Here is a 13,527-nt window from a genome sequence, read left to right as displayed (position 1 = left end):
TCCTCCCCCTCTGTCGTCGGTGCCTGAGAGTTTCATCCGGGTTTTACCGGACTTTCACCTTCGGCGAGGCCGTGGGACCTGCTTTCCAGAGGGCACCTACCCGCACGGTCCTTTGCCTTGAGAGGTTCGCGGGGAGGGCTTGCTCCTTCAGGGGTCCTGGCCTGGGTGTCAGGACGCTCTCCCGCACGGGATTCATCGGTGTCAGCGGCCAGCCTAACCGCCCGGACCGGCCGAGCGAAATCCCCTCGCCGCCCCGAACCGGCCGGGCGAAATCCCCTCGCCGCCCCGATCCGCGCCGGTCAGGGGGTGGCGTGGCGTACCAGCGCCTCGAACAGGGCCGACTCGTCGTCGGTCTCGGGGTGCCACTGGACGGCGACGGCGAAGGGGTGGTCGTCCACTTCCACGGCCTCGATCGTGCCGTCCTCGGCGTGGGCGGTCACGCTCAGGCCCGCGGCGAGCCGGTCGAGGGCCTGGTGGTGGTAGTGGGCCACGTCCACGGTCTCGGCCCCGAAGATCTTCGAGGTCCGGCTGCCGGGGGCGAGCCACACCGGCATCCTGCCGTAGCGGCCGGGAGCCGGGGCGTGCCCCGGGTGGCCGACCACGTCGGGCAGGTGCTGGTGCAGGGTGCCGCCCAGCGAGACGTTCAGGACCTGCATGCCCCGGCAGACGCCCAGGAAGGGCAGGCCCCGCTCCAGGGCCGCCCGGACCAGCCCCAGCTCCGCGTCGTCGCGGAACGGCCGGACGTATCCGGTCCGCTCGTGCGGCTCCTGCCCGTACCGCTCCGGGCCGACGTCCCCGCCGCCGGCCAGGATCAGCCCGTCCAGGCGTCCCGCCAGCGTCGCGGGGTCGCCCGCCGGGGGCAGGATCACCGGCTGCCCGCCCGCGCGGGCCACGTGGTCGACGTAGTCGTACGGCAGGAGCGCGGTGGTCGTCTCCCAGACGGTGAACCGCGCGGGTTCGACGTAGCAGGTGATGCCGATGACGGGACGGGACATGATCTCCTGTTTCGCCGCGCTTGCACCGAGGTCCCGGCACCGTGTGCCCATCCCGGCGCCCTCCCGCACGTTACCGGCCCCGGCGGGCCCCGGTACCGGCGGGGTGCGGGAGGGGCGCCGCCGGGGTGCGGGCGGCGCCGTGGCGGGTGGCGGGAATTAAGTGGTTAAGCGAATCCGCCGCCGGGGAGGCGGCGAGGAGGCGGCGAAGTCACCGCCGCCGGTGTCGCCGCGGGCGCGGGCGTTCCGCCGTGCCCCGGCGATCACGGCGGGTCACCGGCCGCCATGGAGGACGTGGGAGATCGAGAGGAGCGTAGTAGGGTGCGCAGCGGAAACGCGTCGAATAACCGGTTCAGGTGGGGGTCTCGTGAAGCGACCGACGATCGCCGACATCGCTCGTCGCGCGGGGGTGTCCAAGGTCGCGGTCTCCTACGCGCTGAACGACCGGCCGGGCGTGTCGGAGGCGAGAAGGAACACCATCAAGGCCATCGCCAGGGAGATCGGCTGGCAGCCCAACAGCGCGGCGCGCGCGCTCAACGGGGCACGGGCCCGCGCCGTCGGCCTGACCCTGTGCCGCCCGGCGCGGGTCCTGGGGATGGAACCGTTCTTCATGGAGCTGATCAGCGGCATCGAGAGCGAGCTGTCGGCCCGCTCCTACGCCCTGCTCCTGCAGGTGGTGACCGGCCACGCGCAGGAGGCGGAGGTTTACCGCAGGTGGTGGGGAGAGGGCCGCGTCGACGGCATCATCCTGGTCGACCTGCACTTCGCCGACCCGCGCATCCCCGAGATCGAGGAGCTGGACCTGCCGGCCGTGGTGATCGGCCATCCGTCGGAGACGGGCTCGCTCGCCGCCGTCTGGTCCGACGACGGTGCGGCCATGCGGGAGACGGTGGAGTATCTCGCCGCACTCGGCCACCGCCGGATCGCCAGGGTCGCCGGGCTGCCCGCGCTGGTGCACACCGCCCTGCGCGATCAGGCCTTCACCGCCGCGTGCGACGAGCTCGGCCTGGCCGGTCACTCCATCGTGCACACGGACTACACCGGCGAGGAGGGCGCGCGGGCCACGCGGCGGCTGGTCAGCGGCGCGAACCGGCCGACGGCGATCGTCTACGACAACGACATCATGGCCGTCGCCGGGCTTTCCGTCGCGCAGGAGATGCGGCTGGAGGTGCCCGCGGACCTGTCCCTCGTGGCCTGGGACGACTCGCCCCTCTCCCAGGTGGTACGACCGGCCCTGACCGCTCTCGGCCGGGACATCCCCCACTCCGGGGCGCAGGCCGCGCGGAGCCTGCTGGCGCTGATCGCCGGTGAGCACGTCACCGGCGTCCGGACCGAGACGGCCCGGCTCACGCCGCGGGGCAGCACGGGCGTGCCGGGACGCCGGTGACCGACGCCGCCACCCCGTGACGGCACGGGCGTGCCGGGACGCCGGTGACGGGCGTCGCAACGGGGTGGCGGACGGCGTGGGCGTGCCGGGGATGCCGGTGACGGGCGTCAGAACGGGGTGACGTACGCGCCGGAGATGCCGCCGTCCACCAGGAACTCCGAGCCGGTGATGAAACTGGCGTCGTCCGAGGCGAGGAACGCCACCGCGGCGGCGATCTCGGACGCCTCGGCGAACCGGCCCACCGGGATGTGCACCAGGCGGCGCTGCGCCCGCTCGGGGTCCTTGGCGAACAGCTCCCGCAGCAGCGGAGTGTTCACCGGCCCCGGGCACAGGGCGTTCACCCGGATGCCCTCGCGGGCGAACTGCACGCCCAGCTCGCGCGACATGGCCAGCACCCCGCCCTTGGACGCGGTGTAGGAGATCTGGCTGGTCGCCGACCCCATCACGGCCACGAACGACGCCGTGTTGATGATCGATCCCTTGCCCTGCCGCCGCATGTACGGGATGGCGTGCTTGCAGCACAGGTAGACCGAGGTGAGGTTGACCTCCTGGACCCGGCGCCAGGCGTCGATGCCGGTCTCCAGGATCGAGTCGTCGTCCGGCGGCGAGATGCCCGCGTTGTTGAACGCGATGTCCACGCTGCCGTAGGTGTCGAACGCGGCCTGGAACGCGCGGGCGACGTCGTCCTCGCTGGTCACGTCGGCCCGCACGAACAGCCCGCCGACCTCGCCGGCGGCCGCCGCACCGGTCTTCTCGTCCAGGTCCACGCACACGACGCGGGCGCCCTCCTCGGCGAACCGGCGCGCGGTGGCCAGGCCGATCCCGCTTCCGGCGCCGGTGATGACGGCGACCCGGTCCTGCAAACGCAGCATCGCTACTACTCCTCGGAAATGAAGACGTTCTTGATCTCGGTGAACGCTGACAGGGCGTCGGGGCCCAGCTCGCGGCCGAGGCCCGACTGCTTGAAACCGCCGAACGGGGTCCAGTAGCGGACGCTCGAATGGGAGTTGACGCTGAGGTTGCCCGCCTCGACCGCTCTGGCCACCCGCAGCGCCCGGCCGACGTCGCGGGTCCAGATGGACCCGCTCAGGCCGTACGGGGTGTCGTTGGCGATCCGCACGGCGTCCGCCTCGTCGTCGAACGGCACCACCGACACCACCGGTCCGAAGATCTCCTCGGTGAACGCCCGGTCGTCCGCCGACCGGGGCGTCAGGACCGTCGCGGGGAACCAGAACCCCGGCCCCGGCGGGCACGCGCCCTGAAGGTGGGGCGGTTCGGTGACGAAGGAGGCCACCCGGTCCCGGTGCTCGGCGCTGATCAGCGGGCCCATCTCGGTGGCCTCGTCACGGGGGTCGCCGACCCTGACACCCAGCACCGCCTCCCCGAACCGGGCCAGGAACTCGTCGTGGACCGAGCGCTCGACCAGGATCCGGGAGCGCGCGCAGCAGTCCTGGCCCGCGTTGTCGAAGACCGCGTACGGCGCGGTCGCCGCCGCCCTCTCCAGGTCGGCGTCGGCGAAGACCACGTTGGCGCTCTTGCCGCCCAGCTCCAGGGTGAGGCGCTTGACCTGCCCGGCGCAGGTGGCGGCGATCTCCTTGCCGACCTCGGTCGAACCGGTGAACACGATCTTCGCCACGCCGGGGTGCTCGACCAGCCGGGCGCCCGCCACCTCCCCGGCCCCGGGCAGCACCTGGAACACCCCCTCGGGCAGACCGGCGGCCAGGGCCAGCTCGGCCACCCGCAGCGCGGTCAGCGGCGTCCACTCGGCGGGCTTGACGATCACGGTGTTGCCCGCGGCCAGCGCCGGGGCCGCCCCCCAGGTCATGATGACCATCGGGAAGTTCCACGGCACGATCACGCCGACGACGCCCAGCGGCTCCTTGAAGGTGACGTCCAGCCCGCCGGGCACCGGGATCTGCAGGCCGTGGTCGCGCTCGGGCGCCCCCGCGTAGAAGTCGAGCACGTCGGCGACGTTGCCCGCCTCCCAGCGGGCGTTGCCGATCGTGTGCCCGGAGTTGGCGACCTCCAGCAGGGCCAGTTCCTCCGCGTGCTCGCGCACCAGCGAGGCGAAACGGCGCAGCAGCCGGGCCCGGTCTCCCGGGCCGACGTTCCGCCAGGTCGCGAAGGCCCGCCTGGCACGCTCCACGGCCCGGTCGGTCTCGGCGGCGTCCGCCATCTCGACCTCGGCGACGACCTCTTCCGTCGCCGGGTTGATGATCTTCATGTTCACATCCGTTCGAATCCCCGGAAAAGCTCCCAGTCGGTCACCGCCGCGTCGAAGGCGGCCAGCTCGACCCGGGCGTTGTTCGCGTAGTGCGCCACGACGTCCTCGCCGAAGGCGGCCGTCGCGAACTCGGAGTCCTCCCAGAGCTCCAGCGCGTCCCGCAGCGTACTCGGCACGGTCTCCGCGCCGGACGAGTAGGCGTTCCCCGTGAACGCGTCCTCGAGCGGCAGCTCGTTCTCGATGCCGTGCAGCCCGGCCGCGACGAGCGCCGAGACCGCGAGGTAGGGGTTGACGTCGCCGCCGGGCACCCGGTTCTCGATCCGCAGCGAGGGGCCGTGGCCGACCAGGCGCAGCGCGCACGTCCTGTTGTCCACGCCCCACTTGACCGCGGTGGGGGCGAAGCTGCCCGGCACGTACCGCTTGTAGGAGTTGATGTTGGGCGCGTACAGCAGGGTCAGCTCGCGCATCAGCGCGATCTGCCCGGCGATGAAGTGCCGTCCCACGGCCGACAGGCCGTGGGCCCCGGGACCGGCCATGACCGGCTCCCCGGCCGCGTCCCGCAGCGAGATGTGGATGTGACAGGAGTTGCCCTCGCGCTGGTTCGGCTTGGCCATGAAGGTGATCGCCATGCCCTCCTGGGAGGCGATCTCCTTGGCGCCGTTCTTGTAGATCGAGTGGTTGTCGCAGCTGGACAGGGCCTCGCCGAAACGGAAGGCGATCTCGTGCTGGCCGAGGTTGCACTCGCCCTTGGCCGACTCGACGTACATGCCCGCGCCCTCCATGCCGAGCCTGATCCTGCGCAGCAGCGGCTCGACCCGGGCGGTGCCGAGGAGCGAGTAGTCGACGTTGTAGAGGTTGGCGGGCGTCAGGTCGCGGTAGCCACGGCGCCAGGCGTCCTCGTAGGTGTCGCCGAAGACGACGAACTCCAGCTCGGTCCCGACGAAGGCGCCCCAGCCCCGCTCGTCCAGCCGGGCGAGCTGCCGGCGCAGAATCTGGCGCGGCGAGGCGGTCACGTCGGAGCCGTCCTCCCAGACCAGGTCGGCCATCACCAGGGCCGTCCCCTCCTGCCACGGCACGCGGCGCAGAGTGGACATGTCGGGTTTCATAACGAAATCGCCGTATCCGTGCTCCCACGACGACATGGCGTACCCGTCGACCGTGTTCATGTCGACGTCCACCGCGAGCAGGTAGTTGCAGCCCTCGGAGGCGTGCCGCAGCACCTCCTCCAGGAAGTAGCGCCCCGACAGGCGTTTCCCCTGGAGGCGCCCCTGCATGTCGACGACCGCCAGCAGCACGGTGTCGATCCGCCCTGCCCGCACCTCGTCGTGGAGCTCGGTGACGTCCACATGCCCTCCTCGTCGGGGTCCTATTGGGCTAGTGTCAGACCATTGACGTGTAGCGGGGGGAGCCTTGTCAAGGGCCGGAGGGGATAATTGGACGAGGTGTCGCGATTGACCGCCGTGCTGCGGCCGGTGCGCGCGGGCAACGCGTTCGAGGAGACCGTGGAGCGCCTGCTCCAGGTCATCAAACTGGGGCTGGTGGCCGAGAAACTGCCGCCCGAGCGGGAGCTCGCCGCCCAGCTCGGCATCAGCAGGGTCACCCTGCGCGAGGCCATCCGCGAGCTGCAGGACGCGGGCTACCTGGAGGTGCGCCGCGGCCGGTACGGCGGCGCCTTCCTCACCTACGACCCGCCCCGCCCGCACCGGGACGACCTGCGCAGGGCCGTGGCCGACATGGGCACCGACGACCTGTCCGACGCGCTCACCTTCAGGATGGCGGTCGAGTGCGGCGCGGCCCAGGTGCTCGCCACCGCCCCGCTGACCGGGGAGCGGCGCGAGGCCCTGCGGGAGAGGCTGCGCGAGGTCAACTCGGCCGGGCCCGACGACTACCGCCGCCTGGACACGGCCTTCCACCTCGCCATCGCCGAACTGACCGGCTCCGCCCTGCTCGCCGGGGCCTGCGCCGACGCCAGGCTCCGGGTCGCCGACCTGCTCAACGCCATCCCGGTGCTCCAGCGCAACATCGAGCACGCCGCGGTCCAGCACCAGGCGATCGTGACGGCCGTCCTGGCCGGGGACCCGGAGGGCGCGCGCCGCGCCGTGGCCGAGCACCTCGAGGGGACCGCGGCGCTGCTGCGCGGGTTCCTCACCTGACGCGCGGCGTGCCTCGCGCGGGTGCCTGTGCCTCGCGCGGACGCCCAGGCCTCGCGACGGGCGCCCGTGCCTCCTCGTACGAACTCGTACGAACTCGTGCGAAGGCCCGTGCCTCGCGCGGCCGCCCGGGAAACCGCCGTGCCGTCGTGGCTCCCGTGCCTGCCGGGAGGCCTCTCTCGCATAGCCTGGGGGGACGGTGGGGGATTTGTTCCGAGAGCGAATCATGGAGACAGGACGGCTGCCGCTGTTCTGTTTCTTCGTCGCGCTGATCGTCGTCTTCCTGCTCACCAGGATCAACGTCCGGCTCATCCGGGCCAAGATCGGCTGGTTCGGCAACGTCAACGTCGGTGAGATGCACATCCACCACGTGGTCTTCGGGGTGGTGCTGACCCTGCTCGGCGGGGTGTCCGGTCTCGTCGTCTCGGGCGTCTCCGAGGGCTGGTACGCGGTGACGGCCGCCGTCTTCGGCGCCGGAGCCGCCCTGATCCTGGACGAGTTCGCGCTGATCCTGCACCTGCACGACGTCTACTGGGAGGAGGAGGGGCGCGCGTCGGTCGACGCCGTGTTCATCGCCGTCGCGATCACCGCCCTGCTCCTGCTCGGCCTGCGCCCCCTCGGCTGGGAGGACTACGACAGCGAACCCCGCGGCACGTTGCTGACGATCGGTTTCATCGTGACCAACCTCGCGCTCGCCGTGATCACGCTGCTCAAGGGCAAGATCTGGACGGGTCTCGCCGGACTGTTCGTCCCGATCCTCCTGGTGCCCGGCGCGGTGCGGCTGGCCCGCCCGGGATCGCCCTGGGCACACTGGTTCTTCGCGCCGGACTCCCGGCGCCCGCAGCCCCGCAAGATGGCCAGGGCCGAGGGCCGCGAGGAGCGCTGGCGCCGCCCGGTGATCCGCGGCAAGATCGCCTTCCAGGAGTTCCTCTCCGGCCGCCACGACCTTCCCTCCACCCGCCGCCGTTCCCGCCTCTGAGCCCGCGCGCCCCGTGGACCTCGGGCGAACGGCGGGCATACTGGGGGACGTGAGTACGCTTCCGTCCCGATGGGACGGCGTGGAGCAGCGCGTCCCCGAATCGCTGGCCGACCTGCGCGGCCCGGCGACGGGGACGGTCGCCCTGCCCGTGCACCTCGGCTGGTCCGGGCTCACCGAGTTCGACCTGGTGAACCCGCTGCTGCGGATGAGCCTCTACCGCACGGTCATCACCGGCGGCGGCCGGTCCGACGCCGAGTCGTATCTGAACGCCGAGCTCCTCGTGGCCGACTGGCCGACCCTGCGCCGGGGCATCGGGCCGAGTTACCGGAGGGCCTGGGAAACCAAGATCGCCGCCCTGGGGTGGCGGCCCGACGCCGACGCCGGCGCGGGCCGTGACGCCGGGACGGGGACCGGGGGCGGGCGTGACGCCGTACGGGAAACCGCGGCGGGCCGTGACACCGGGGCGGGCGCCGTGACGCCGGGGTGGGAACGATGATCCTGCCTCCCTTCCAGCAGCGGATGCTGGAGGCCGCGCTGCCCGCCTGCACCCGGTTCGGGCTGGTCCTGGCGGGCGGTTACGCGATGAACGCGCACGGCCTCACCGAACGCCCGAGCAACGACCTCGACTTCGCCACCGCCGCGGAGACGCCGCTGCCCGAGGTCGCCGAGGGAATGGCCGAGGCGTTCAGGGAGGCCGGGCTGGAGGTCACCCTGACGGAGGTGACGCCCCGGATGGGCCGTCTCGTGGTCAGCGACCCGGTGACCGAGCAGAGCTGCGAGTTCGACCTGCTCAGGGAGGCGTTCCAGCGGCAGCCCGTGATCGTCGGCGACGTCTCCGTCGTCTCCCTGGACGACGCGGTCGGCCTGAAGATGCGGGCCCTGCACGAGCGCAGCCTCGCCCGCGACGTCATCGACATCGCCTCGGTCTCCCACCTGTACGGCTTCCGCGAGCTCGAACACCTCGCCCGCCTGCACAACGAGGAGTTCTCGCTCGCCGAGCTGGTGATGCGGCTGGAGTTCGTCGACCTGATCGCCGACGAGGACTTCGAGGCCTACGGCGTGGACGGCGAGCAGATCATGGAGATCCGCCGGTTCGCCTGCGCCTGGGTGGAGGACATCGGCCTGCGCCGCGCCGAGGAGGGCGACGTCGAATACGACGACGTCCCCGACCCCGACTGAGGAAGCCGGAAGCGGGCCGGTGGTGAGGCCGGGGGCCCGAGAGGGACGGGAAGACTCCTGTGACGCATACTCGGACGCCCGCCGGGCAGTTGACGGTCCTCTCTGCTGAAGGGTGCTGATCATGGGTCTCATGGAGAAGCTCAACCTGCGCGAAATGAAGGCCAGGGCCAAGCTGAAGCTCGCCGGCCGGACGGGCGACCGCCGGAAGATGGCCGAGGCCAGGACCGAGGAGGCCGAGGCGAAGCTTCTGAAGACCCAGGACGAGATCCTGGACACCGTCGCGGAGATGCGCAAGGAGTACGGCGCCCGCCGCCGCTGACCCCCGCACGGCCACACCGGCCACCGGTGTCCCGCCGATGGGCTCCTCGGAGCCGGCTCCGCATCGGCGGGACACCGGCATGTGACCGGACCGCCCCGAGGCGCCCCTCGACCCTCCCGCGACCGCGCGGGCTCCCCGTCGCCTGCATTTCGTGCACCCCTTGAGGTCAACCTGGATTGACAACGCCGATGCCGTCAACTTATGTTGACGGCATCGGTTTTTTGCCGACGAAACAGGGCGAGACGCTCGAGATGGGCTCATGCGCGGTAGACAGGAAAAGCGGCCGGAGGCCGTCCACGTCGCTTCGGAGAGGATGACATTGCCGGGGGTCGCATTGCCGGACGAAACAGTGCCGGGGGACACGGGGCCGGGGGACACCGGGTCGGGGGACAGGGACGACACGGGGCAGGGGGAGGCGCGGCCCGAGACCGCGTCCTGGCGGTTGCTGGTCGCGTACATCAGGCCCCACCGCAGAGCGCTGCTGCTGGGCGGGGTGCTCAGCCTCGTCGGCTCGCTGGCCGGGCTGGCGATGCCGCTCCTGGCCAAGGCGGTCATCGACGCCTTCGGCGAGCAGCGCTCCCTGCTCGGCCCGGTGCTCGGCCTGACCGCCGCCGTGCTCCTGGGCGCGGCCATCGGCGCGCTGGGCGGTTACGTGCTGGAACGGATGGGCGAGGGCATCGTCTTCTCCGCCCGCCGTACCCTGGTCGACCGGATGCTGCGGCTGCGGGTGTCCGAGGTCGACCGGCTCAAGCCGGGTGACCTGATGTCCCGGGTGACCTCCGACACCACGCTGCTGCGGGCGGTGTTCACCAGCGGCGTGGTCGAGACGGTCAGCTCGCTGTTCATGCTCGTGGGCGCCGTGGTGATGATGGCGGTCATCGACGGGGTGCTGCTGCTCATCACGCTGGGAGTGCTGGTCGTGGTCGGCGGGTTCGTCAGCCTGATCATGCCCCGCATCCAGCGCGCCTCGATGCAGGCGCAGGTCGCGGTCGGTGAGATGGGCGCGGTCCTCGACCGGGTGCTCCAGGCGTTCCGCACGGTCAAGGCCAGCGGCGCCGAGGAGCGGGAGATCGCCGCGGTGGGCGAGGCGGCCCGCGAGGCGCGCGACCGCGGGATCGCCGTCGCGTGGCTGACCTCGATCGCCGGTGTCTCGGCGTGGGTGTCCGCGCAGCTGGCCTTCGTGGCCGTGCTCGGGGTGGGAGGTGCGCGGGTCTCCTCGGGCTCGCTGGAGGTCTCCTCGCTGATCGCCTTCCTGCTGTACCTGTTCTACCTGGTCGCCCCCATCGGCCAGCTGGTCAACGGGTTCACCCAGGTGCAGAACGGCCTGGCCGCGGTGAAGCGGATCCGCGAGATCGAGGAGCTGCCCGCCGAGGCGGCGGACAGTGCGGTGTACGAGGTCGGCAGGGCCCCGGCCGGGGTCGTCTTCGAGGGCGTCGCCTTCCGCTACGGCGACGACAGGCCGGTCGTCCACGACGGCGTCTCCTTCGAGGTGCTCGCGGGCGGGCTGACCGCCCTGGTGGGGCCCTCGGGGGCGGGCAAGTCCACGGTCTTCGCCCTGCTGGAGCGGTTCTACGAGCAGCAGGCGGGGACGATCACGATCGACGGCCGCGACATCGCGGACTGGCCGCTCGCCGAGCTGCGCGCCTGCCTCGGCTACGTCGAGCAGGACGCGCCGGTGCTGGACGGGACGCTCAGGGAGAACCTCGTCTTCGCCGCGCCGGGCGTGGACGAGGCCGACATCTGGCGGGTCCTCGCCCGCACCCGGCTGGAGGACCTGGTCTCCCGGCTTCCCGAGGGGCTGGAGACCCGGGTCGGCCATCGGGGGATCATGCTCTCCGGCGGTGAGCGCCAGCGGGTCGCCATCGCCCGCGCCCTGCTGCGCAGCCCCCGGCTCCTGCTGCTCGACGAGGCCACCTCCCAGCTCGACGCGGTCAACGAGCTGCGGCTCCGCGAGGTGATCGCGGAGGTGGCGGCGGAGACGACCGTGCTGGTGATCGCCCATCGCCTCTCCACCGTGGCGGGGGCCGACCGGATCGTGGTGATGGAGGCGGGCCGGGTGCGGGCCGTGGGCACCCACGACGAGCTGCTCGCCGACGACGCCCTCTACCGCGAGCTGGCCACCACCCAGTTCCTGCTGCCCACCTAGGGTCGCACCCCGGTTCCGGCCTCCGCCGGAGCCACCGGCCGCGGTCCCCGTTGCCCACCTGCTCCTGCGCTCACTGGCTCGGTTGCGTAAATTCATATCGCTCATAAAGGAATAATTCGGACAGTGGGCCGGGGGGCTGATTCGCTGTCCGGTGAATCGGGAATCCCCGCCTGTGCGAAGCCTCTCCTTCGCATCGGAGCGCCCATCGGGCGCTCGCCGCATTTCGATCACCCGATCCCGTCCGTGCGGGACGAGGACCGGGGCGTGACGATCGTTACGGCCACCACCGGGGTGTCGCGGGCGTGCTGCCCGCGGCACCCCCTTTTCCGGGTTGACCTGTAGCCTCCGGGTGACCAAATATGAATACGTTCATTCATTCCTGAGGGGGAGGTCGGGCATGTCCGGCAGCCGGATCGTGCGCGCGCCGCGCGGTACCACGCTCACCGCCAAGGGGTGGCCGCAGGAGGCGGCGCTCCGCATGATCCAGAACAATCTCGATCCCGAGGTCGCCGAGCATCCGGAACAGCTCGTCGTCTACGGCGGCTCGGGCAAGGCCGCCCGCGACTGGCGCTCCTTCGACGCGATCACCCGTACCCTGACCACCCTGGAGGGCGACGAGACGCTGCTGGTGCAGTCGGGCCGCCCCGTCGGGGTGTTCCGCACCCACGAGTGGGCCCCCCGGGTGCTCATCGCCAACTCCAACCTGGTGCCCGACTGGGCCAACTGGGAGGAGTTCCGGCGCCTGGAGGCCGCCGGGCTGACCATGTACGGGCAGATGACGGCCGGCTCCTGGATCTACATCGGCACCCAGGGCATCCTGCAGGGCACCTACGAGACCTTCGGGGCCGTGGCCGCCAAGCGGTTCGGCGGGAGCCTCGCCGGGACGATCACGCTGACCGCCGGGCTCGGCGGCATGGGCGGCGCCCAGCCGCTGGCCGTGACCATGAACGGCGGCGTGGCGATCTGCGTCGACTGCGACCCCAGGTCGATCGACCGGCGGATCGAGCACCGCTATCTGGACGTCCGCGCCGCCGACCTCGGCGAGGCGCTGCGCCTGGCGTACGAGGCCCGCGACCAGCGCAGGCCGCTGAGCATCGGCGTCGAGGGCAACGCGGCCGAGGTCGTGCCCGAGCTGCTGCGCAGGGGCGCCGAGATCGACGTCGTCACCGACCAGACGTCCGCCCACGACCCGCTGATGTACCTGCCGGTCGGCGTGGCCTTCGAGGACATGGCCGACGAGCGGGAGAAGGACCCGGCGGGCTTCACCCGCAGGGCCCGCGAGGCCATGGCCGCCCACGTGGAGGCCATGGTCGGTTTCCAGGACGCCGGAGCCGAGGTCTTCGACTACGGCAACTCGATCCGGGGTGAGGCCCAGCTCGCGGGCTACACCCGCGCGTTCGACTTCCCCGGTTTCGTGCCCGCCTACATCCGGCCGTTGTTCTCCGAGGGCAAGGGCCCGTTCCGCTGGGCCGCGCTGTCCGGCGCCGCCTCCGACATCGCCAAGACCGACCGCGCGATCCTGGAGCTGTTCCCCGACAACGAGCCGCTCGCCAGGTGGATCCGGCTGGCCGGGGAGAAGGTCCACTTCCAGGGACTGCCCGCCCGCATCTGCTGGCTCGGGTACGGCGAGCGTCACCTGGCCGGGGAGCGGTTCAACGACATGGTGGCCTCGGGGGAGATCGAGGCCCCTCTGGTGATCGGCCGCGACCACCTCGACTGCGGCAGTGTCGCGAGCCCGTACCGGGAGACCGAGGGCATGGCCGACGGCTCCGACGCGATCGCCGACTGGCCGCTGCTGAACGCCATGCTCAACGTCGCCTCCGGCGCCGCGTGGGTCTCCATCCACCACGGCGGCGGCGTCGGCATCGGCCGTTCCATCCACGCCGGGCAGGTCACCGTGGCCGACGGCACCAGGCTCGGTGCCGAGAAGCTCAACCGGGTCCTCACCAACGACCCGGGCACGGGGGTCATCCGGCACGTCGACGCCGGGTACGACCAGGCCGTCACCGTGGCCGAGGAGCGAGGCGTGCGCATCCCGATGCGCGAGTCGTGAACGGGCGCGGGTCCTGACCGGGCTCAGGGCCTGACCGGGGGCACGCGGGTCGTGACCGGGCTGTACGTGCGTCGATCCGCGTCCCGGTCCCCGTGCGG

Annotated in this window: 12 protein-coding genes and 2 riboswitches; of the genes, 8 read left to right on the top strand and 4 right to left on the bottom strand. The window is 71.8% G+C overall.

Annotation, left to right across the window (positions count from 1 at the left end; translation table 11 throughout):
• Positions 1-95, bottom strand: a riboswitch (glycine riboswitch).
• Positions 96-194, bottom strand: a riboswitch (glycine riboswitch).
• Positions 195-299: 105 nt separating this feature from the next.
• On the bottom strand, positions 300-995 hold the full coding sequence (locus tag ACTOQ1_RS29655) for a gamma-glutamyl-gamma-aminobutyrate hydrolase family protein (RefSeq protein WP_440071255.1): 696 nt from the start codon (positions 993-995) through the stop codon (positions 300-302).
• A 364-nt stretch (positions 996-1,359) separates the two neighbouring features.
• Here ACTOQ1_RS29655 and ACTOQ1_RS29650 point away from each other — a divergent pair, with 364 nt between their 5' ends.
• Positions 1,360-2,379 carry a LacI family DNA-binding transcriptional regulator gene (locus ACTOQ1_RS29650; protein WP_440071254.1) on the top strand — a complete coding sequence of 340 codons (1,020 nt, stop codon included), beginning with the start codon at positions 1,360-1,362 and terminating at the stop codon, positions 2,377-2,379.
• A 107-nt stretch (positions 2,380-2,486) separates the two neighbouring features.
• Here the strand turns inward: ACTOQ1_RS29650 and ACTOQ1_RS29645 are convergent, their stop codons facing one another.
• From ACTOQ1_RS29645 to ACTOQ1_RS29635, 3 genes are read right to left on the bottom strand one after another with little or no spacing between them, the layout of a single operon-like run.
• Complete coding sequence (locus ACTOQ1_RS29645; protein WP_440071253.1) at positions 2,487-3,251, bottom strand: 3-oxoacyl-ACP reductase; 765 nt, start codon at positions 3,249-3,251, stop codon at positions 2,487-2,489.
• A gap of 5 nt (positions 3,252-3,256) precedes the next feature.
• Entirely contained in the window at positions 3,257-4,603 is a 1,347-nt protein-coding gene (locus tag ACTOQ1_RS29640) for an aldehyde dehydrogenase family protein (protein ID WP_440071252.1), read from the bottom strand.
• Positions 4,604-4,605: 2 nt separating this feature from the next.
• On the bottom strand, positions 4,606-5,949 hold the full coding sequence (locus ACTOQ1_RS29635) for a glutamine synthetase family protein (RefSeq protein WP_440071251.1): 1,344 nt from the start codon (positions 5,947-5,949) through the stop codon (positions 4,606-4,608).
• Positions 5,950-6,036: 87 nt separating this feature from the next.
• Here ACTOQ1_RS29635 and ACTOQ1_RS29630 point away from each other — a divergent pair, with 87 nt between their 5' ends.
• The 7 genes from ACTOQ1_RS29630 to hutU all read left to right on the top strand — a co-directional run bounded on the left by ACTOQ1_RS29630 (position 6,037) and on the right by hutU (position 13,429).
• A complete protein-coding gene (locus ACTOQ1_RS29630) occupies positions 6,037-6,756 on the top strand; it encodes a FadR/GntR family transcriptional regulator (RefSeq protein WP_440071250.1) in 720 nt (239 codons plus the stop codon).
• A gap of 223 nt (positions 6,757-6,979) precedes the next feature.
• A complete protein-coding gene (locus ACTOQ1_RS29625) occupies positions 6,980-7,732 on the top strand; it encodes a hypothetical protein (RefSeq protein WP_440071249.1) in 753 nt (250 codons plus the stop codon).
• Between the two features lie 49 nt (positions 7,733-7,781).
• Entirely contained in the window at positions 7,782-8,228 is a 447-nt protein-coding gene (locus ACTOQ1_RS29620; protein WP_440071248.1) for a hypothetical protein, read from the top strand.
• The gene (locus ACTOQ1_RS29615; protein WP_362840868.1) at positions 8,225-8,911 is read left to right on the top strand and encodes a nucleotidyl transferase AbiEii/AbiGii toxin family protein; all 687 of its coding nucleotides are present in this window, start codon (positions 8,225-8,227) and stop codon (positions 8,909-8,911) included. Before ACTOQ1_RS29620 ends, ACTOQ1_RS29615 begins: the two co-directional genes overlap by 4 nt.
• A gap of 130 nt (positions 8,912-9,041) precedes the next feature.
• A complete protein-coding gene (locus tag ACTOQ1_RS29610) occupies positions 9,042-9,230 on the top strand; it encodes a hypothetical protein (protein WP_440071247.1) in 189 nt (62 codons plus the stop codon).
• A gap of 334 nt (positions 9,231-9,564) precedes the next feature.
• Positions 9,565-11,376: an ABC transporter ATP-binding protein gene (locus ACTOQ1_RS29605; RefSeq protein WP_440071246.1), complete on the top strand. Its 1,812-nt coding sequence runs from the start codon at positions 9,565-9,567 to the stop codon at positions 11,374-11,376.
• A gap of 397 nt (positions 11,377-11,773) precedes the next feature.
• Positions 11,774-13,429, top strand: coding sequence for a urocanate hydratase (gene hutU, locus ACTOQ1_RS29600; RefSeq protein WP_440071245.1), 1,656 nt, complete (start codon positions 11,774-11,776; stop codon positions 13,427-13,429).
• Positions 13,430-13,527: the final 98 nt, after the last annotated feature.

Source organism: Streptosporangium sp. OZ121 (assembly GCF_051918885.1).
Classification (GTDB): Bacteria; Actinomycetota; Actinomycetes; order Streptosporangiales; family Streptosporangiaceae; genus Streptosporangium.
The sequence above is the reverse complement of the archived record's forward strand: the minus strand, read 5'-3'. Positions and strand labels throughout refer to the sequence as shown.